The organism is Pseudomonas sp. W5-36 (genome assembly GCF_046540455.1).
GTDB classification, from domain to species: Bacteria; Pseudomonadota; Gammaproteobacteria; order Pseudomonadales; family Pseudomonadaceae; genus Aquipseudomonas; species Aquipseudomonas graminis_B.
Genome location: NZ_JAXCIQ010000006.1, coordinates 1 through 19,422, shown reverse-complemented (window position 1 = coordinate 19,422; position 19,422 = coordinate 1). Strand labels below are relative to the sequence as shown.

At 63.5% G+C, this 19,422-nt stretch carries 17 protein-coding genes, 2 pseudogenes and 2 riboswitches; of the genes and pseudogenes, 9 read left to right on the top strand and 10 right to left on the bottom strand.

Annotated elements, in window-relative coordinates; all coding sequences use genetic code 11:
• Positions 1-53: 53 nt before the first annotated feature.
• Together SLW74_RS12615 and SLW74_RS12610 are read right to left on the bottom strand one after the other, a co-directional pair.
• Complete coding sequence (locus SLW74_RS12615; RefSeq protein WP_410929065.1) at positions 54-659, bottom strand: FMN-dependent NADH-azoreductase; 606 nt, start codon at positions 657-659, stop codon at positions 54-56.
• A gap of 673 nt (positions 660-1,332) precedes the next feature.
• Positions 1,333-2,268: a LysR substrate-binding domain-containing protein gene (locus SLW74_RS12610; protein WP_369320080.1), complete on the bottom strand. Its 936-nt coding sequence runs from the start codon at positions 2,266-2,268 to the stop codon at positions 1,333-1,335.
• A 173-nt stretch (positions 2,269-2,441) separates the two neighbouring features.
• On the opposite strand from SLW74_RS12610, the gene SLW74_RS12605 reads away from it, so the two are divergent.
• The 3 genes from SLW74_RS12605 to SLW74_RS12595 are packed head-to-tail and all read left to right on the top strand — an operon-like array spanning position 2,442 to position 5,499.
• Positions 2,442-4,706, top strand: a complete 2,265-nt coding sequence (locus tag SLW74_RS12605) for a heavy metal translocating P-type ATPase (RefSeq protein ID WP_410929064.1) — start codon at positions 2,442-2,444, stop codon at positions 4,704-4,706.
• Complete coding sequence (gene cueR / locus SLW74_RS12600) at positions 4,703-5,110, top strand: Cu(I)-responsive transcriptional regulator (protein WP_065991439.1); 408 nt, start codon at positions 4,703-4,705, stop codon at positions 5,108-5,110. The genes SLW74_RS12605 and cueR overlap by 4 nt, the downstream gene beginning before the upstream one ends.
• Positions 5,111-5,154: 44 nt before the next feature.
• Entirely contained in the window at positions 5,155-5,499 is a 345-nt protein-coding gene (locus tag SLW74_RS12595) for an MmcQ/YjbR family DNA-binding protein (protein ID WP_410929063.1), read from the top strand.
• 30 nt (positions 5,500-5,529) lie between these two features.
• Here SLW74_RS12595 and SLW74_RS12590 read toward each other — a convergent pair whose 3' ends face one another.
• Both SLW74_RS12590 and SLW74_RS12585 read right to left on the bottom strand, forming a co-directional pair.
• Complete coding sequence (locus SLW74_RS12590; protein WP_410929062.1) at positions 5,530-5,973, bottom strand: DUF1294 domain-containing protein; 444 nt, start codon at positions 5,971-5,973, stop codon at positions 5,530-5,532.
• Between the two features lie 7 nt (positions 5,974-5,980).
• The gene (locus SLW74_RS12585) at positions 5,981-6,811 is read right to left on the bottom strand and encodes an undecaprenyl-diphosphate phosphatase (protein WP_369305862.1); all 831 of its coding nucleotides are present in this window, start codon (positions 6,809-6,811) and stop codon (positions 5,981-5,983) included.
• A gap of 358 nt (positions 6,812-7,169) precedes the next feature.
• Between SLW74_RS12585 and pnuC the strand changes: the two genes are divergently transcribed.
• Positions 7,170-7,733: a nicotinamide riboside transporter PnuC gene (gene pnuC / locus SLW74_RS12580; RefSeq protein ID WP_065991436.1), complete on the top strand. Its 564-nt coding sequence runs from the start codon at positions 7,170-7,172 to the stop codon at positions 7,731-7,733.
• A gap of 5 nt (positions 7,734-7,738) precedes the next feature.
• A complete protein-coding gene (locus SLW74_RS12575) occupies positions 7,739-8,263 on the top strand; it encodes an AAA family ATPase (RefSeq protein WP_369320065.1) in 525 nt (174 codons plus the stop codon).
• A 51-nt stretch (positions 8,264-8,314) separates the two neighbouring features.
• Here SLW74_RS12575 and SLW74_RS12570 read toward each other — a convergent pair.
• Both SLW74_RS12570 and SLW74_RS12565 read right to left on the bottom strand, forming a co-directional pair.
• Positions 8,315-9,226: pseudogene (locus tag SLW74_RS12570) on the bottom strand (sigma 54-interacting transcriptional regulator); the annotation flags it as partial.
• 156 nt (positions 9,227-9,382) lie between these two features.
• Positions 9,383-9,667 (bottom strand): annotated as a pseudogene (locus SLW74_RS12565) (sigma-54-dependent Fis family transcriptional regulator); the annotation flags it as partial.
• A 389-nt stretch (positions 9,668-10,056) separates the two neighbouring features.
• Here SLW74_RS12565 and SLW74_RS12560 point away from each other — a divergent pair.
• Positions 10,057-10,323, top strand: coding sequence for a hypothetical protein (locus SLW74_RS12560; RefSeq protein ID WP_065991433.1), 267 nt, complete (start codon positions 10,057-10,059; stop codon positions 10,321-10,323).
• A 21-nt stretch (positions 10,324-10,344) separates the two neighbouring features.
• Here SLW74_RS12560 and SLW74_RS12555 read toward each other — a convergent pair whose 3' ends face one another.
• From SLW74_RS12555 to cobW, 4 genes are all read right to left on the bottom strand, one after another.
• The gene (locus tag SLW74_RS12555; protein WP_410929250.1) at positions 10,345-10,971 is read right to left on the bottom strand and encodes a vWA domain-containing protein; all 627 of its coding nucleotides are present in this window, start codon (positions 10,969-10,971) and stop codon (positions 10,345-10,347) included.
• A 53-nt stretch (positions 10,972-11,024) separates the two neighbouring features.
• Entirely contained in the window at positions 11,025-12,065 is a 1,041-nt protein-coding gene (locus tag SLW74_RS12550; protein ID WP_410929061.1) for an ATP-binding protein, read from the bottom strand.
• An 88-nt stretch (positions 12,066-12,153) separates the two neighbouring features.
• Positions 12,154-15,918: a cobaltochelatase subunit CobN gene (cobN, locus tag SLW74_RS12545; protein WP_410929060.1), complete on the bottom strand. Its 3,765-nt coding sequence runs from the start codon at positions 15,916-15,918 to the stop codon at positions 12,154-12,156.
• 2 nt (positions 15,919-15,920) lie between these two features.
• A complete protein-coding gene (gene cobW / locus SLW74_RS12540; protein WP_410929059.1) occupies positions 15,921-16,994 on the bottom strand; it encodes a cobalamin biosynthesis protein CobW in 1,074 nt (357 codons plus the stop codon).
• A gap of 132 nt (positions 16,995-17,126) precedes the next feature.
• Positions 17,127-17,352: riboswitch (cobalamin riboswitch) on the bottom strand.
• A gap of 125 nt (positions 17,353-17,477) precedes the next feature.
• Positions 17,478-17,711, top strand: a riboswitch (cobalamin riboswitch).
• A 96-nt stretch (positions 17,712-17,807) separates the two neighbouring features.
• On the opposite strand from cobW, the gene SLW74_RS12535 reads away from it, so the two are divergent.
• From SLW74_RS12535 to SLW74_RS12525, 3 genes are read left to right on the top strand one after another with little or no spacing between them, the layout of a single operon-like run.
• On the top strand, positions 17,808-18,017 hold the full coding sequence (locus tag SLW74_RS12535) for a CbtB domain-containing protein (RefSeq protein WP_410929058.1): 210 nt from the start codon (positions 17,808-17,810) through the stop codon (positions 18,015-18,017).
• 11 nt (positions 18,018-18,028) lie between these two features.
• Positions 18,029-18,748: a CbtA family protein gene (locus SLW74_RS12530; protein ID WP_410929057.1), complete on the top strand. Its 720-nt coding sequence runs from the start codon at positions 18,029-18,031 to the stop codon at positions 18,746-18,748.
• A gap of 2 nt (positions 18,749-18,750) precedes the next feature.
• Entirely contained in the window at positions 18,751-19,185 is a 435-nt protein-coding gene (locus tag SLW74_RS12525; RefSeq protein WP_410929056.1) for a cobalamin biosynthesis protein, read from the top strand.
• Positions 19,186-19,422 lie beyond the last annotated feature (237 nt).

Sequence of the window (19,422 nt, the reverse complement as noted above, 5' to 3'; positions counted from 1 at the left end):
GCTGAGGGTTTACCGACCGGGAAGGTCGCGTGTATCCCTGCGGGTTGGTCGGATCAGGCGAACAGCGTTTCGCTGATGTTCTTTTGCGCGGCGGCCATGGCAGCGGCACGCGGCTCCTCACCATAAGCCAGGCCTTCGGCCACAACGAATTGCAGGTCGGTGACGCCGATGAAACCGAACACCACCTTGAGCAAGTCATCATGGCCTACGCCGCTCGGCAATCCCTGATGCAGACCGCCAGTGGTCGAAACGACGATCACTTTCTTGCCCTTGCACAGACCTTCCGGGCCCGCCTCGGTGTAACGGAACGTGCGGCCTGCCACACAGATCCGGTCGATCCACGCCTTCAACTGGCTCGGGATGCTGAAGTTGTACATCGGCGCACCGATGATCACCACGTCCGCCGACAGAAACTCCGCCAGCGTCGCTTCGTTGGTCTCCACGTCCAGCGTCTGCGCCGCATCGCGGCCCTCCAACGGCGTCCCGGCAGCAGCCAGCGTCGCGCCGGAGAAATGACTGAGTGGCTCATTCGCCAGATCGCGGTACACCACCTGAGTGTCCGGGGCAGAAGCGGTGAAAGCCTCCACGACACTGCGGCTCAACTGACGCGAAGCGGAGTGATCGCCGAGGATGCTGGAATCGATGTGCAAGAGTTTCATAAAGTGCTCCCAAGGTGAGAATCGCCGCCTGGCGATCAAGTGGCGTCATCCTACCTTGCGAGGTAATAAGTGATTAGAGGGTTGAAACGCGATAGATCGTCTCACATACAGGACAATCAAAAGATCGAGCATCGATGCTGGTTTAAAGAATGCTAAAAAACCTGACATTCATAGTGTTCACACCGGCCCCTTCCCGGCTAAAGCCGGTCCTACAAACACCGCGTGCATTCAGCAGGACCGCCGCCGACGGTAGGACCGGCTTCAGCCGGGAAGCTTCTGATCTGCTTTAAAGCGCTTTTGATCTTCATGCGCAAAAAGCCCAAACACCGCCAATCGCGACTTGGGTGCAGGCTGAACGCAGGTCTCGCGCAGTGGGCCGAGCGGCATGGATGCCGCGAGAGCCGCCCCCCGCCATGGATGGCGGATGGCGGCGGGCCCACGGAGCGAGACCGGAGTGAAGGAACCCGACGAAGTCGGGCCAAACCAGGAGCAGGCACCCTTGGTTACTTGGGGATGGTGCGACTTTCGACTTTTCCAAGTAACTCGCCGAAGGCGAAACAGTCTGCCCCCAGGCAGACGCTCTTGATTTCAAAGAACCTTGATCTTTATCTTGATCTTGAAAAACCCGGGGACAGATTAATTTACGGTGAAGCGCTGTAAATAAATCAGTCCCCTACAGCTTGCCGGCCAGCTCACACGCCTCCCGATCCGCCTTCGCATTCAACCCAAAATCCTCCGCCAGCAAATCCACCAACCCCCGCACCGACGGCAACAACCCCCGGCGAGACGGAAACACCGCATGAATCAACCCGCTTGGCGGCCGAAACCCCGGCAACAACTCAACCAGCCGCCCCTCATGCAACGAATGCCGAACCATAATCTCCGGCATCTGCACCACCCCCACCCCCTCCACCGCCGCCCGGTGCAACGCATCCAGATCCGACGACACAAAGCGTGGCTGATGGGCAACCTCGATCCGCTCACCACCCGGCCCGATCAACGCCCAACGGTGCTCACGGTTTGCCGGCGCCAGATCCATACTCGGCAGCCCTACCAACTCCTGCGGCGTTCGAACCACCTTACCCTCCAGCAGCGACGGACGAACCACCAACCGCTGATGGCTTTCGCCCAACACCTTCATCACCAGATTCTCGTCCTCCAGCGGCGGAAAACGCACCCTCAGCGCGATGTCATAGCCCTCCCCCAACACATCCACCCGTCGGTTCGTGCTCTCCACCTGAACCTGCACTTTCGGGTGCAGCACCATAAACTTGACGATCGTGTCGCTCACCCCCATCGCACCCAGCGCCGGTGGGCAACTGATGCGCACGATGCCCTGGGGTTCGGACCTCGACTGCTCGACTACCTTCTCCGCCGCATCGGCCTCCACCAGCATCGCCACGCAATGACGGTAGTAATCCAGCCCCACCTCGGTCACCGTGAACTTGCGCGTGGTGCGCTGGATCAGACGTACCCCGAGCCGATCTTCCAGTTGAGCGATGCGGCGGCTGAGCTTGGTCTTCGGTACGTCGATCTTGCGCGCGGCGGCGGCGAACCCCTTGTTCTCGACCACCTGCACGAAGTAGTACAAATCGTTGAAGTCGTACACGGTATGCCGCTCGCCTGGCCGAAAGGGTCCGCGATTGTCGCAGGTTGCAAATGGGCTGTCCTGCGCGGCGGCGGACAAACGATCCGGCCAGAAAAACATCCGTTACGCACCTTGACCTTGCCAGAAGGGCAAGGTTGATCCTTACTGGCAATCGACTTACCGGAGTGTCCACGATGCCCAGTCCCGCAACATTCGATCTGCCTATCGCCGGCATGACCTGCGCCAGTTGCGCAGGCCGGGTCGAGCGCGCGTTGCGCAAAGTGCCCGGCGTCCAGGTCGCCACGGTCAACCTCGCCAACGAACGCGCCCACGTCGAAGTCAGCGGGCAGATCGACCCCGCCGTGCTGGTGGCGGCCGTCGACAAGGCTGGCTACAGCGCCAGCCTCGAACAGGATTCAGCCGTCCAGCAGGCCGACCAGCGCCAACGCCACAACACCGAGCGCTGGCAACTGATACTCGCCATTGTCCTGGCGCTGCCGCTGGTGGTGCCAATGCTGCTGCAGCCGTTCGGCGTCCACGGGATGCTGCCGGCGTGGTTGCAGTTTGCCCTGGCCACCCCCGTACAATTCCTCCTCGGCGCGCGCTTTTACGTCGCCGCCTGGAAAGCCGTGCGCGCCGGTTCCGGCAACATGGACTTGCTGGTCGCGCTGGGCACCAGTGCCGGATATGGGCTGAGCATCTACCAATGGCTGAGCGCTGCGCCCGGGACGATGCCGCACCTGTATTTCGAGGCGTCGGCGGTGGTGATCGCACTGGTCCTCCTCGGCAAATACCTCGAAAGCAGCGCCAAGCGCCAGACCGCCAGCGCAATTCGGGCGCTGGAGGGATTACGCCCTGAACGCGCGATCAAGCGGGTGGACGGCCAGGACATGGAGGTCGCCATCAGCACACTGAGCATCGGCGATCAGGTGGTAGTAAAACCCGGCGAGCGCTTCCCGGTGGATGGCGAGGTGATCGAAGGCCAGAGCCACGCCGACGAAGCCCTGATCAGCGGCGAGAGCCTGCCGGTCCCCAAGCAACCCGGCGACAGGGTCACCGGTGGCGCGATCAATGGCGAGGGCCGCCTGCTGATCAGCACTCAGGCACTGGGCGCAGAAACCGTGCTGGCGCGCATCATCCGCCTGGTGGAAGACGCGCAGTCAGCCAAGGCGCCGATCCAGAAACTGGTCGACAAGGTCAGCCAGGTGTTCGTGCCGGTGGTCCTGCTGATTGCCCTGGCGACGCTGGTCGGCTGGCTGATGGCCGGCGCGTCGCTGGAGGCCGCGGTGATCAACGCCGTCACCGTGCTGGTCATCGCCTGCCCCTGTGCCCTCGGGCTGGCCACGCCGACTGCGATCATGGCCGGCACCGGCGTGGCCGCCCGCCACGGCATTTTGATCAAGGACGCCGAAGCCCTTGAACGCGCCCATGAAGTCACCACGGTGGTCTTCGACAAGACCGGCACGCTGACCTCGGGCACGCCGCGCATTGCCCACATGGCCGCCCTCGACGGTGATGAAAACGCCCTGCTGCAACTGGCCGGTGCGCTGCAGCGTGGCAGCGAACACCCGTTGGCCAAAGCGGTGCTGGACGTGACCACAGAACGCGGCCTGAACCTGGGGGACGTCAGCAACAGCCGCGCGCTGGCCGGACGCGGTATCGCCGGCACCCTGGACAGCCGCGAACTGGCGCTGGGCAATCAGCGCCTGCTGCAAGAAAGCGGCTTGCTGCAAGAAAGCAACTTGACCGGAGTCGACCTGTACGGGCGGGCTCAGGCCTGGGAAGCCGAAGGCCGCACGCTGTCCTGGCTGATCGAACTGAGCCCGCAGCGTCAGGTGCTCGGCCTGTTTGCCTTCGGCGACACGCTCAAGCCCGGCGCGGTTGAGGCCATCGCGCAACTGACCGCCCGGCACATCAGCAGTCACCTGCTGACGGGAGACAATCGCGGCAGCGCCAGGGTCGTCGCGCAGGCGCTGGGCATCAACGACGTGCACGCCGAAATATTGCCCGCCGACAAAGCCGCCACCGTCGTGGCCCTGAAAAAAACCGGCGTAGTGGCGATGGTCGGTGACGGCATCAACGACGCCCCTGCCCTGGCCGCTGCCGACATCGGCATCGCCATGGGCGGCGGCACGGACGTGGCCATGCACGCCGCCGGCATCACCCTGATGCGCGGCGACCCGCGGTTGATCCCGGCCGCGCTGGACATCAGCCGCAAGACCTACGCAAAGATCCGGCAAAACCTCTTCTGGGCCTTCGTCTATAACCTGATCGGCATTCCGCTGGCCGCGTTCGGTCTACTCAATCCGGTCCTGGCAGGTGCAGCCATGGCCTTGTCCAGCGTCAGCGTGGTGAGCAACGCCCTGCTGTTGAAAACCTGGACACCCAAAGACCAAGCCAACGACGAACCTATAGACGCCCCCAACTACAAGCCCAACGACACGGGAGACGCTTCATGAACATCGGACAAGCCGCCAAACGCAGCGGCCTCAGCGCCAAGATGATTCGCTACTACGAATCCATCGGCCTGCTCCCTGCCGCTGCCCGCACCGACAGCGGCTATCGCTTGTACGGCCCGGACGAGCTGCACACCCTGGCGTTCATCAAACGCTCGCGGGATCTGGGGTTTTCCCTGGAAGCGGTCGGCAAACTGCTGACCCTGTGGCAAGACCGCGGCCGTGCCAGTGCCGACGTCAAGGCGCTGGCCCACCAGCACATCGCCGAACTCAATCAGAAAATCGAGGAATTGGCCGGGCTGCGTGACACCCTGCAGAACCTGGTCAGCCACTGCCAGGGCGATCGCCGCCCGGACTGTCCGATTCTGGCGGACCTGGCGTCGAATGGAGGTCGCGCCCATGGGTAACCCACGCACTCGTATACCCCTAACCGCCCTTCAGGAACATGCCGATGCAGATTGAAGACGTCGCCGCGTTCTGCCTGAATCTTCCCGGCGCGCGGGAGGATTACAAATGGGGCGGCGTCAGGGTCTTCTCCATCGCCGACACCAAGATGTTCGCGGTGATGGGCCTGGCCGGGAACGACCTGTTGTTCAAGGTCGGCGCCGAGCTGTTCCTCGGCTACGTCGACCGTCCGGGCGTGCGCCCTGCGCCTTACCTGGCCCGCGCCCACTGGATCACCCTGACCTACCCGTTCGCCATGGGCGAAGACGAGCTAAAGGAAGCGCTGATCCGCTCCCACCAGTTAGTAGTCGGCAAGCTGTCGAAGCGCCGCCAGGTGGCGTTGAAACTGTAAACGGGTCCATCCAGCGTTTCTGCAAGCCATTCAATACAAGTGGCGCGAAATCAGGCGACCGCCGAACAGCAGCCGGTCGATCCAGAACAATTCGTGCAGCAGCACAATCAACCAGAACACCAGCTGGTACGAAAACTTGCGGGTCTTGTGGCGGAACACTTGCTGGGCCAGCAGCGCACCCGGCCACCCGCCCAGCAGTTCGCTCACGTGCAGCAGCTTTTCCGGCGTCCGCTGGCCGCCGCGCTGGGCCTGCTTCTTGTCCCAGCCGTAAAACCCAAAGGCGACAACGCTCATCAGCCCGTAAATCGCCGCCGGCAGCCAGCTGCCGCCGCGGGTCCAGTAGGTGACGACGCCGTAGACCGGCAAGCCGCACAGCAACAGCATCGCCAGCAGCTTGAGTTTCAGAAAGCGCACGGCGACAGGCTTGGCGGCGGCCGAGCGCCCCGGGTGTTGCGATTCGGAACGTTGAGTCATCGGAAGATCAGCCCTGCACACTGGACCAGTCGACCCAGCCGAATTGCCAGGTCGCGAGAATCAGCAGACCGAAGGCGATGCGGTACCAGGCGAACACGTCGTAGCTGTGGGTGGCAATGAACTTGAGCAGGCCGCGAACGGCGATCATGGCGAAGATGAACGCGGCGATGAAGCCGATGGCGAACACCGGAAGATCATCGGGCTGGAACAGGTGGCGGTATTTGTACCCCGAGTACACCGAAGCCGCGATCATGGTCGGCATCGCCAGAAAGAACGAAAACTCGGTGGCGGTCTTGCGTGACAGGCCGAACAGCAGCCCGCCGATGATGGTCGAGCCCGATCGCGAAGTACCCGGAATCATCGCCAGGCATTGCGCGAAGCCGACCTTCAACGCATCCACCCAAGTCATCTCATCCACGGTTTCGGCGTGAATCACATGCTCGCGGCGCTCGGCCCAGAGCATGATGAAGCCGCCGACCACCAGTGCAACGGCCACTGTGATCGGGTTGAACAGGTATTCGTGGATCAGATCGGAAAACAGCACCCCGAGCACCATGGCCGGCAACACGCCGACGATGAGGTTGGCGGTGAAACGCCGGGCTTCGGGCCGGGTCGGCAGCCCGGTGACCACGTCGAGGATCTTGCGACGAAACTCCCACATCACCGCCAGGATTGCCCCCAACTGAATAATGATATTGAACGCCATCGCGCGCTCGCCGCCAAAACCGATCAGGTCCGCAACGATGATCTGATGACCCGTGCTGGAAATTGGCAAAAACTCCGTCAGCCCTTCTACAACCCCAAGTATCAGCGCCTGTGCAGCGGTCCAAAGATCCATCATTCCCCCGGCTGGAACCTGCTCATGGCACGGCTCTCTTGATATGTATTACAAACTGTTGCGCGAACGATAAACGGTCAAACGTTAAAAAAGCATGAACGTTACAGCGCTCTGCCTCGGGCATGAGCGCGGCGATGCTAGCAGACCTTTCTGACGAACGCGCTAGCATGAATACTGGCGCGAAGGCTTTGACGTTTACCCCATCGTCGTTACATTGCCTCTATGAACCCGACGTGCTGCCCGGGATGTTTTTCTACCGCCTTTTCAGATGCTTCCGACGCATCATCGCGTCCCACCTCGGGCGATAAAGCGCCTACAATCGCCGACCCGTTTTTCCACCGTCTCTTCAGGAGTTGCCATGTCAGGGCTTGAGCTGTTTGCCGCTGCACTCGGTGTCATTGCCGTCTGGCTGACAGTCAAACAGAACCCATGGTGCTGGCCGATCGGTCTGGTCATGGTGTTGCTCTACACCTGGATCTTCTTCGACGTGAAGCTCTACTCCGACATGCTATTGCAGGTGGTGTACGCCGGGCTGCAGCTGTATGGCTGGTGGCAGTGGACCCGCCGTGGCGCGGCAGACAACGGCCGCATCGTCACCTCGCTGGGCAGCGGCAGCCTGTTGCTCAGCCTGGTCGCCGGCGCCGTGGTCAGCGTTGTCCTTGGCGCGGCCATGGCCCACTTCACCGACGCCGCGCAACCCTGGCTCGACGCCACACTGACCGGTTACAGCCTGGTCGCGCAGGTCTGGATGGCGCAAAAGCGGGTGCAGTGCTGGCCGCTGTGGATCCTGCTCGACGTGATCTTCGTGGGCCTGTTTCTCTATAAAGCGCTGTACCTCACCGCGGGTCTGTACGCGCTGTTCACCCTGCTCGCCGTGCAGGGCTGGCGCGACTGGCGCGCCGACCCCGCGCTGGCGCGTTGACCGGGATGAAAGTGCTGGTACTCACAGGGCCCGAATCCAGCGGCAAGAGCTGGCTGGCGGAAGAGATTCAGCGGCAGTTCGGCGGCGTACGGGTGGGCGAATACGTGCGGCAGTTCATCGATGAGGTACAGCGGGACACCTGCTACGCCGACATCGACGTCATTGCCCGGGAACAACTGGCCCGTGAGGACGCCGCGCGGTCGCTTAAACCGTCACTGCTGATCCTCGACACCCATTTGCTCAGCAACGTCCTCTGGAGCCGTGCGCTGTTCAACGACTGCCCGGCGTGGATCGAAACCGCCCTCGCCGAGCGCCACTACGATCTGCACCTGCTGCTGTCCCCGGAGGGGGTCGAATGGGTCGGCGACGGTCAGCGTTGCCAGCCAGACCTGGCCGAGCGCCAGGCATTCTTCGAGGCCAGCCGGCAATGGCTGGTGGCCCACGGGCAGCCTTTCGAGGTGATTGGCGGGAGCTGGAGCCACCGCAGTGAGCAAGCACTGCAGCGGGTCAGCCAACTGATCAATGACTGAGAGCCTGCACGCCGGAGGTGAACGCCGGCGGATGCATCGCTCAAGGCCTGATCAACGAATCTGATGCTTGTGCAGCAGGCGATAGAACGTTGGCCGAGAAATACCGAGCACTTTGGCGGCCACGCTGAGGTTGTCGCTGTGACGGGTCAACACATCACACAGCGCTTGCCGTTCCGCCCGGGACTTGTACTCATCCAGAGTGGCCATGCTGGTGCTGATCTCTTCTTCGCCCAGCAGCCCCAGGTCGAACGCTTCGATCTGCCGCCCTTCCGCCAGCACCAGCCCGCGACGCACCCGGTTCTCCAACTCCCGCACGTTGCCGGGCCAGTCGTGCTTGCCCATGGCAACCAGCGCGTCCTGACTGAAATTGCGTGCCCGCCGGCCGGTTTCCCGGCTGTAGAACTGGGCGAAGTGATTGGCCAGCAACGCCAGATCACCGTGCCGCTCGCGCAACGGCGCAGTGCCGACCTGCAACACGTTGAGCCGGTAATACAGGTCTTCGCGAAACCGCTTCATGCGAATCGCCGCTTCCAGATCGACGTGGGTCGCCGCCAGCACGCGCACATCCACCGGGACACGCTCCCCCGCCACTTCAATGTGCCGATCCTGCAGGAACCGCAGCACATTCGCCTGGACCTCCAGGGGCAAATCGCCGATCTCGTCGAGAAACAGGGTGCCGCCATTGGCCTCTTCAATGCGCCCCGTCCTGCGCTGGCGTGTTGCGTCTCCCACGTCGGCGGTGCCGAACAACTCTTCCTGCAGCCATTGCTCCGACATCGCCCCGCAGTTAACCGAAATGAAGGGTTGCTCGCGACGCTGGGACTGAGCATGCAGCGTACGTGCGATCAACTCCTTGCCCGTCCCGCCTTCGCCACGGATCAGCACCGGTGATTCGGTGGGCGCCAGCTTGCTCAGCAATCGGCGCAACTCGCGCATCGGCCGGCTTTCCCCCAGCAATTGCTGGCCAGGGTTCTCTCCAAAGGGGGCGCCTTTGCCATAACCGCCACCGCCGGCAACGCTGGCGCTTTTGGCACGCAGCCGCGCCATGCCGTAGGCGCGCCCCAGCGTGATCTGCACGCGGGCGACGTCGAAGGGCAAGGTATGGAAATCGAAGAACCACTCACAGACAAAATCACCGATGTGCTCACGGCGCAGGTCCTCGCTGGTCAGCACGGCGATCCATTCGGTGTTGCTTCGGGAGATAAGTGACTTGACCACTTCAGGGTGTTCGAAATGCTCGGGCAGCAGGCGGATGAGGCCAACGTCACAGGGACGCAACGCGGCCTCTTCAAGGGTGCAGCTGTCAACATCCCACCCGGCAATGCGCAGGCCGGGGACCAGTTGCAGACATTCCTCGCACGGTTCGACGATCAGCAGGCGGCGTATGGAGGCCAGATCATGCATGTGAGTTTCCTTGGCGCCGGGGTCGCGTAGTGATCCATGGAGAAAACATTCTTATAAACAGTGCCTTGTGAAGGCCGATTGACACCATAACAAGGTTTCTGACGCCCCCTTGGATCGATTCTGTATAAGCCTAAGATCGAAACGTGCTTAGCGTTTACGTACACCATCAAGCGCGCTTGGCAGTGAAGAACCTGGCCTCGCAGGAGTTTGGCTCAGGCGCGGCAAGGAAGCGCGGCAAAAGCGCTGCTTAAAATAAATCAAGAAATTTCAAAAATGGGTGTGACTCAGCCCTGGGGGACGGTCATCAGTACAAGTAGCAACACCAGACGCCACCGAGCGATACGCCCGCCGCCGGTGCACAACGTACACGGGCACTTTGAGGACAGTCCATGAACGCCCCCTTGCGCTTCAACGATGCTTTGCTGATTGCCGGTCACGCCTTTGAACCCTTCCAGTGCGTGGCCTGGGCCCCACAGGATGGCAACGGCGAACTGAGCCTCACCGTCATCGATCGCACCAGCACCCGCATTGGCCGCAAGCAGATCCCCAGCAGCGCCTATTCCGATCCGAAGCAACTGGCGCAGTTTCTCGAACAGGCCCGGGCTGAAATCAGCGGCGAAGGCTACAGCCTCGAGCCGTGGACCATGCCCGCCTGAGACCCGAACGACGACGTGCGCTCAGCACTCGTCGATGTGGCGGTAGTCAGCGTTGAGTTGCACGGCGATGTCCCGGGCGCGGCCCAGCCGTATGGGCCCACGCTCGATGTCGATCAGCAGCACGGGGCCGCTGAACAAGGGAAGCGGCTGCGCCGGTCGTGTTGATAGCGCCGGTATGTCCTTGACCCGCCCGTCCGTGAGAATCAGCACCCGTTGCTGTTCCGCCGGGCAGCGCTTGTGCCGTTTTGCGGACCAGTCAGCCGCCTGATTGATCGCATCCCACAGCGGCGTGCCGCCCCCCGCACCCAATGCATCCAGCCACGGTTGCAACCCGGCGCTGGCTTTCAGGCCCTGATGCTGCCAGCGCGCGCCGGCGCCGCTGGCGGTGAGCAAGGCCAATCTGGCGCGCTGCCGATACGCATCATCGAACACCCCCGCCAACAAACCCTTTGCCTGACTCAACGCGTGATTGCGCCGGGTCGATGCCGATGCGTCGACGATCACCAGCCAGAGCTGCTCCGGCCGGCGACTGCGGGGCTGATGCACCAGATCGCTGCGAACCCGGGGGCGGCCACGGAGCAAGGTGGGCAGCCAGGCAATCGCGCCTTCTGCACCCGCGCGGGCCGCGCCGTTTCGGCCGCCGCCCAGTGCACCCGGTCGAGGGCTGGCATTCGCCCCCTTCGGCAGACGGGGGCGAATGCCTAGGGCTTTTTTGGCCAGTGGGGCACTTCTTTGCGGTGACCCGTCTGCACGGTGCGGGCAGGCAACTCACCCCAACTGCCCTCGCCTGTTTCCGGCGATTCAGGTTGCGGCGGAGCACCGTCATCGGGTTTCGGCGGGGTTTGTTGTGATGGCGCAGGCGGCTGGGATTGCGGTTGTTGGGGCGGTTGCGGTTCGCGACGACGGTGACGCAGTGCAAAGTCGGCCACGGCGTCGATGTCCTCCTCGGCGATATGCGCAGCGCCGCGCCAGGCAGCATGGGCACGGGCCGCGCGCAACCAGACCAGGTCCGCTCGCATACCGTCGACCCCGGCGGCAAAACAGCGCTCGGTGATCAGGCCCAGACTGGCATCATCCAGTTCAATGCTCGGCAACAGCCCCCGGGCGCTTTCACAACGGGTCTGCAACGCCAGCTGTTGCGGGGCCCATTGCTGACAGAAGGCTTCGGGCGCGGCGTCGAAATCCAGCCGACGGCGAATGATCTGCCCGCGCTGTTGCGGCATTGTCTGCCCGCTCAACGCCACGTTCAGGCCGAAACGGTCAAGTAGCTGCGGGCGCAGTTCGCCTTCTTCCGGGTTCATGGTGCCGATCAGCACAAAGCGCGCCGCGTGGCGATGGGAAATGCCATCGCGCTCCACCAGATTGACCCCGCTGGCGGCGACGTCCAGCAGCAAGTCGACCAAGTGGTCCGGAAGCAGGTTGACTTCATCGACGTACAGCACGCCGCCGTCCGCCTTGGCCAGGACCCCCGGGGAGAACGCCGCGCGGCCCTCGCCCAACGCGGCGTCAAGGTCCAGCGTGCCGACCAGGCGTTCTTCCGTAGCGCCCAGGGGCAGTGTGACGAACTGACCGCTGGCCAGTAAATCCGCGAGCCCTCGGGCCAGGGTCGATTTGGCCATGCCCCGCGGGCCCTCGATCAGCACGCCACCGATTTTCGGGTCGATGGCGGTCAGGCACAGGGCGAGCTTCAGGTCATCGGCACCGACGACGGCGGCCAGGGGGAAATGAGGGGTGTCGGTCATGTTCGATTCTCGTCAAGCCGCGGGGCAGTCATGTGGTTCAAGCCGGTCAGGCGCCTTTGCAGACTGCCCGGCAGGCGCTCTTCCAGGGTCATGACTCTTCGATGTCCAGCAACAGGTTCTCCAGCGCTTCGCGGTACTCGCCCGGTTCCTGCCACAAGCCGCGCTGCTGCGCTTCGAGCATGCGCTCGGTCATGTCCCGCAACGCGTCAGGATTGTGCTGCTGGATGAAATCGCGGGTCGAGGCGTCCAGCAGATAGGCATCGGCCAGCAGCGCGTATTGGTGATCGTCGATCAGCTCGGTGGTGGCGTCGAAGGCGAACAGGAAATCCACCGTCGCCGCCATCTCGAACGCGCCCTTGTAGCCGTGGCGTTTGACCCCTTCGATCCACTTCGGATTGGCCGCCCGCGAGCGCACCACCCGGTTGAGTTCTTCCTTGAGCGTGCGGATCTTCGGCAGATCGGGCTGGCTGTGGTCGCCGTGGTAACTGGCTACTTTTGCGCCGGACAGGCTTTCCACCGCCGCCAGCATGCCACCCTGGAACTGGTAGTAATCGTTGGAATCGAGCAGGTCGTGTTCGCGGTTGTCCTGATTCTGCAGCACCGCCTGGACCTGGCTGAGCCGCTTGGCAAAACCGTCACGGGCGGGCGTGCCTTCGTCGCTGCCGCCGTAGGCATAGCCGCCCCAGTTCAGGTAAACCTCGGCGAGGTCGTCGCGGCTCTGCCACAAGCGTCCGTCGATAGCGTTCTGCACCCCCGCGCCATACGCTCCGGGCTTGGCGCCGAAGACGCGCCAGCCGGCCTGCTTCGCCGCTTGCTCGGCATCCAGGCCGTCACGCAGCAATTGCTCGCGCTCCTGGCGCACGCGGGCGGCCAGCGGGTTCATGTCATCGGGCTCGTCCAGTGCTGCAACGGCCTGCACCGCCGCATCGAACAAGCGGATGAGGTTGGCGAACGCATCACGAAAGAACCCGGAAACCCGCAGGGTCACGTCAACCCGAGGCCGATCAAGCAGGCTCAGGGGCAGGATTTCGAAATCATCGACGCGCTGACTGCCCGTCCCCCACACCGGCCGCACGCCCATCAGGGCCATGGCCTGGGCGATGTCGTCACCGCCAGTGCGCATGGTTGCCGTGCCCCAGACCGAGAGCCCGAGTTGACGTAAATAATCACCATGGTCCTGTAAGTGCCTCTCCAGCAACAGGTTTGCCGACTGGAAGCCAATGCGCCAAGCGGTCATGGTCGGAAGATTACGGACGTCCACGGAGAAGAAATTGCGCCCGGTGGGCAGCACGTCCAGCCGTCCGCGACTGGGGGCGCCGCTCGGGCCGGCGGGGACAAAGCGTCCGCTCAGCGCGCCAAGGAGGTTGGCCATCTCGGCCGGACCGCACGCGTCAAGGCGCGGAATCACTACCTCATGCAGAGACTCAACAACCTCCGACAAGCCTTTGTTTTCAAAGCTATTAATCACATCGAATCCAGCGGCAATCTGCTGAATCATCTGCGCAGCCAGCAGCTCCAGTCGCTCGCGGGTGTCACCCGTGGTACGCCAGGGTTCAGCGCTGACCTCATGTAATACCTGAGGTTTATCGCCGGTCCACGGCGCGCCGAGGTCACAGTCCAGCGGGTCGAAATCCAGCGCCAGCGCCTGACTCAAGGCGCGCAACAGGCTCGCCTGACCGCCGCGACCATCACCGCGAGGCACGCGCACCATCGCCAGCAGCGTGTCGATGCGCAGCCGGCCCGTGGGCGACTCGCCAAACACGTGCAGCCCGTCGCGGATCTGCGATTCCTTCAGGTCACACAGATAGGTGTCCAGACGCGGCAGCCACACGGCGGCGTCTTCGTCGCTATCGGCATCCCCGTCCATCGACAGTTCGCGGTCGATATGGGTCTCGCGCACCAGCCTGAGAATGTCTTTCTGCAGCTCACGGGCACGGCGCGGATCGAGCAGTTGCGCTTCGTAATATTCGTCTGCCAGCAGTTCAAGGTCGCGCAACGGACCGTAGGTTTCGGCGCGGGTCAGCGGCGGCATCAAGTGATCGATGATCACCGCCTGGGTGCGGCGCTTGGCCTGGGCGCCCTCGCCCGGATCGTTGACGATGAACGGGTAGATATTCGGCATCGGGCCGAGGATCGCATCCGGCCAGCAGTGCTCGGACAGACCGACGCCTTTGCCCGGCAGCCACTCCAGATTGCCGTGCTTGCCGACATGGATGACGGCGTGGGCGCCATAGCGTTTGCGCAGCCAGAAGTAGAACGCCAGGTAACCGTGGGGCGGCACCAGGTCGGGGTCGTGATACACCGCGCTGTGGTCCACGTTGTAGCCCCGCGCCGGTTGAATCCCGACGAAGGTCATGCCGAAACGCAAGCCGGCAATCATCATCCGCCCGTCGCGGCACATGGGATCGGTGTCAGGAGCGCCCCATCGCGCCATGACCGCATCGCGATTGGCCTCGGGCAATGCCTGAAACGCGGCCAGGTACTCGTCCATGGCCATGCTCTGGTGGCAGGGCCGCTGATCGAGGCTGTCCGGGTCATTGGTGACGCCGCCGAGCAAGGCATGAATCAGCGCTGTGCCCGATTCAGGCAGACCCTCGACCGGGTAACCCTCGGCCTGCATGGCGTTGAGGATGTTCAGCGCGGCGGCCGGCGTGTCGAGGCCGACGCCATTGCCAATGCGCCCGTCGCGTGTCGGGTAGTTGGCGAGAATCAGCGCCACACGCTTGTCAGTGTTGGCCGTACGGGCCAGCAGCACCCAGCGCCGGGCCAGTTCGGCGACGAAATCCATGCGTCCCGGCTGGGCGCGGTAGCAGACCACGTCGGACTGGCTGCGCTCGCTGTGCCAGGCCAGGTCCTTGAAGCTGATCGGCCGGCTGATGATGCGCCCGTCCAGTTCCGGCAACGCGATGTGCATGGCCAGATCCCGGGAGCCCAGGCCCTGGGCGCTGGCCTGCCAGGCCGGTTCGTTGTCCTGGGCGCAAATGGCCTGTATGACCGGGATATCCCGGCGAAACGGCCGCACGTCCGGCGCTTCCGGACTGGATTGAGCAAAGCCGGTGGTGTTGAGAATAACCTCGCAATCCACCTCATCGAGCCAGTCCTGCAGCGCGGTCATGCAACCGGCTTCCTTGAGGCTGGCGACCGCAATCGGCAACGGGTTCAAGCCCTGGGCCGACAAGCGCTCGCAGAACACATCAATGAAACCGGTGTTCGCCGCTTGCAGGTGGGAGCGATAGAACAGCACCGCAGCCACCGGCTGGTCCGCGCGCCAGTCGGCCTGCCAGCGAGCCAGGTCGGCGTTGGGGTTCTGCGGGTGATAAATCACGGTGCGCGGCAGGGTTTGCGGCTCGGCCCAGGGATAGTCACCGCCCAGCCAGCGCGTGGCGATGAAGCTGAACAGCGATAGAGCGTTGTGCTTGCCGCCCTGGCGCAGGTAGTGCCAGAGCCGCTCGCGGTCTTCGGCGGATTCGGTGCTCAGGCCGCTTAGCTCGGGGTCCGGCCGATCACAGCCGGGCACCAGAATCAGCTTGACGCCCTTCGCCGCCAGCTCCACCAACCGCTCGACGCCGTAACGCCAGTAGCCGATGCCGCCGTGCAGGGAAATCAGGATGACCTTGGCGTGGCGAAGCACTTCGTCGACGTACAAATCCACCGAGGCATGGTTCTGCACCTGCATGGGATTGGCCAGGCGCAGGCCCGGGTAATCGTCCGGCAGTTGCTGCGCGACTTCAGCCAGCAACGCCAGGTTTGAGTCGGCGCTGCACAGGATCACCAGCTCGGCGGGCGTCTGGCCCAGGTCAGCGATGCTGTCGTCGGGAACGAAGCCGCCGGGCTGTGTACGCAGCAGGTGCATGGTTAGCCTTTGATCCCGGAAACGGCAGCGCGCAATTGCGCTTCAAGAACACCCGCGTCCAGCTCCTGGCCGATCAGCACCAGGTGGGTTTCGCGGGTTTCGTCTGACTTCCAGGCGCGGTCGAAATGCTTGTCGAACCGGGTGCCGACGCCTTGCACCAGCAGGCGCATGGGTTTGCCGGGAATGGCAGCGAAGCCTTTGACCCGCAGGATGCCGTGCTGGACGACGGCCTGGGTCAGCGCGTCGAGCAACAGCGATTCATCGGCCTGGGGCAGCGTGATGGAGATCGAGTCGAAGGCGTCGTGGTCGTGATCATCCGGATCGTCGCCTTCGTGGTGATCGTGGTGGGTCTTGCGGCCATCGATGTGCAGCTCGGACTCAGCGCCCAGGCCCAGCAACACACTGATCGGCAGCTGGCCCCGGTTCGCTTCGACGATCTTCACCGCTGGCGGCAGTTCTTCGGCGACTTCAGCGCGGACGGCGGCCAGTGCGTCCGCGTCGAGCATGTCGGCCTTGTTCAGCACGACGAGGTCGGCGCTCGCCAGTTGGTCGGCGAACAGCTCATGCAACGGCGATTCGTGGTCCAGGTTCGGGTCGAGTTTGCGCTGGGCGTCGACCTGATCCGGGAACGCAGCGAAGGTGCCGGCGACCACGGCCGGGCTGTCGACCACGGTGATCACGGCGTCGACGGTGCAGGCGTTGCGGATTTCCGGCCACTGGAAGGCTTGCACCAGCGGCTTCGGCAGGGCCAGGCCCGAGGTTTCGATGAGGATGTGATCGAGGTCGCCGCGACGGGCGACCAGTTCCTGCATCACCGGGAAGAACTCTTCTTGAACGGTGCAGCACAGGCAGCCGTTGGCCAGTTCGTACACGCGACCGACGGCTTCTTCTTCGGTGCAGCCGATGGTGCATTGCTTGAGGATGTCGCCATCAATGCCCAGTTCGCCGAATTCATTGACGATGACGGCGATGCGACGGCCTTCGGCGTTGTCGAGCATGTGCCGCAGCAAGGTGGTTTTGCCCGAGCCGAGAAAGCCGGTGACGATGGTGACGGGGAGTTTGGCCAGTGTTTTCATCGGTTGCCCTCAGGCATGCGGCGGGGCAACGAGGACGAAAACAGCGCAGGCCGGCAGAAACAGAAACAGGCTCGCGGTTCGATTCGCCACCGGATCACCCCGCCCGGTTGTAGTGGAATTCCTCGGCCGCTCGCAGGCGGTCCGATTCGAGGCAGGTCTCCTGGCTCACGGCGGCCGGTCGCTGACAGGCATCGTCAGGCGACTGGCATTCATTGCGCCTTCCCGCTCGCGCAGTGGCTGTGCAATGAAGCGGTCCGTTTACAGTTGCGGGGGCAGCTGCGGCGTGAAACCGCATTCCCTTCTTAGCGCCGGTGGCTTTCATAAAAGCGGCCGGCGAACCTCAAGTGCGCAAGGCTACGCAGTGACCGCAGGCCGGTCAATCGCGCCGTTGCAATGATTGCCGCGCCAATTGACGCACCGATCGCTGCATCGATTGACATGCCGACTGACGGGTCGATTGACGCGCCAAACAGCCCGTGGTCTCCTACACACCTTGTTACGGGTGCCCTTCACAGGGTGAAACGGGAAACCGGTGCGTGCAGACCTTCGGGTGTGCATCAGTCCGGTGCTGCCCCCGCAACGGTAAGCGAGTGAAGAGTCAGATCCACTGTGTCCACAGCGATATGGGAAGGCGATTCTTGAAGGCGCGACGGCTGTGAAGGCTGTTGCATGTGCCCCTCGCGAGCCCGGAGACCGGCCCGACAACGTCATATAACAACCCGCGGTGGGCGGGCGCTGTTGAGCACTGCGGGCATTGGCCTGCGGTGTCTTCGCGTCTTTCCGTCCGCTGAATCCACATCAGAGGGAAGCGCCATGTCCACCAGCACACCCCGCCAGACGTCCGGCACCACCACACACACCACGACGGCCGTTGCGAGCACGCAAAGCCAGCGCCTTGTCGCCGCCGCCAGCGCGATGTTTCTCGGTGCGTTTCTGGTGTACTTCGCCGGCTTCTCCCACATCGATGCGGTGCATAACGCGGCACACGACACCCGTCACAGCTCCGCCTTCCCTTGCCATTGAGACCCGCCGCCATGTTCAAGCGAATCGCGCAAACGGCCGGGTTCACCGGACTGCTGGCCGCCCTGTTGTTGACGTTGCTGCAGAGCTTCTCGGTGGCGCCGCTTATTCTGCAGGCGGAGACCTACGAGAAGGCGCCCGCCGTCGAGATGCATGAGCACGCCGACGACGCCATGGCGGCTCATGTCCATAACGAAGAAGCCTGGGAGCCGGAAGATGGCTGGCAGCGCGTGCTGTCCACCACCGGCGGCAATCTGGTGGTCGCGGTCGGTTTCGCCTTGATGCTGGCGGCGCTGTACACCCTGCGCACGCCGGCAAGTACGCGCGAAGGGGTGCTGTGGGGGTTGGCCGGTTATGCGGTGTTTGTGCTGGCGCCGACCCTCGGTTTGCCGCCCGAACTGCCCGGCACCGTCGCGGCGGACCTGACACAGCGGCAGATCTGGTGGGTCGGCACCGCTGCGTCCACGGCTGCGGGCCTGGCGCTGATGGTATTTGCCAGACACTGGCTGCTGAAGGTCATGGGCGCGGTGATTCTGGTGGTGCCGCACATGGTCGGCGCGCCGCAACCGGCGGTCCATTCAGCACTTGCGCCGGAAGCCCTTGAAGCGCAGTTCAAGATTGCGTCGCTGCTGACCAATGCCGTGTTCTGGATTGCCCTGGGCTGGATCAGCGCCTGGCTGTTTCGTCGCAGTGAAACGCCTGCGGCGCACACGGGTTTGAACCCCGCGCTGTGACGGTGAATGACTCGTGCGAACGACCGCTGTGGGTGGTCGGCCTGGGCTGCCAGCGCGGATGCTTAGCGCTGGAGCTTCGGCAACTGATAGAGGATGGTTTGCGGGAGTGTCAGCTGGCCCCGGCAGACATTGCTGCCCTGGCGTCGATTGATGGCAAAGCCGATGAAGCGGGGTTGCTGGAACTGGGTCATGGGCTGGGCCTGACGGTAGGGTTCTTCAGCGCAGGTGACCTGGCGGCTTACGAGGATCAGCTCAGCCATCGATCCGAGATCGCCTTTGAACGCACAGGTTGCTACGGCGTGGCGGAAAGCGCCGCGTTGGCCATGGTGACGCGGTTGACCGGCTCGCCGGCGACATTGGTCATCCCCCGCCGAAAAAGCCCCCACGCGACATTTGCATTGGCAACCGCAACCGGCAGGGCGAGCGCAACCTCTTAGGACCGGCTCAAATTGTAGGACCGGCTTTAGCCGGGAAAGCATCAGTGGTCATACCGCAGATTTTTGATGGCGTATCCGAAGGCCCCTTTACGGCTAACGTCAGTCCCACGGACACACCGCGGACCCTCGTAATTGGATGGACTCGCCCAAGCCGAGGCGTCAGTAGCGCCACGGTGGCATTCTTAAGAAGCCAACGACAGCGAGGGCGAGCCCATGAAAAAGCATACGATCAAAAGT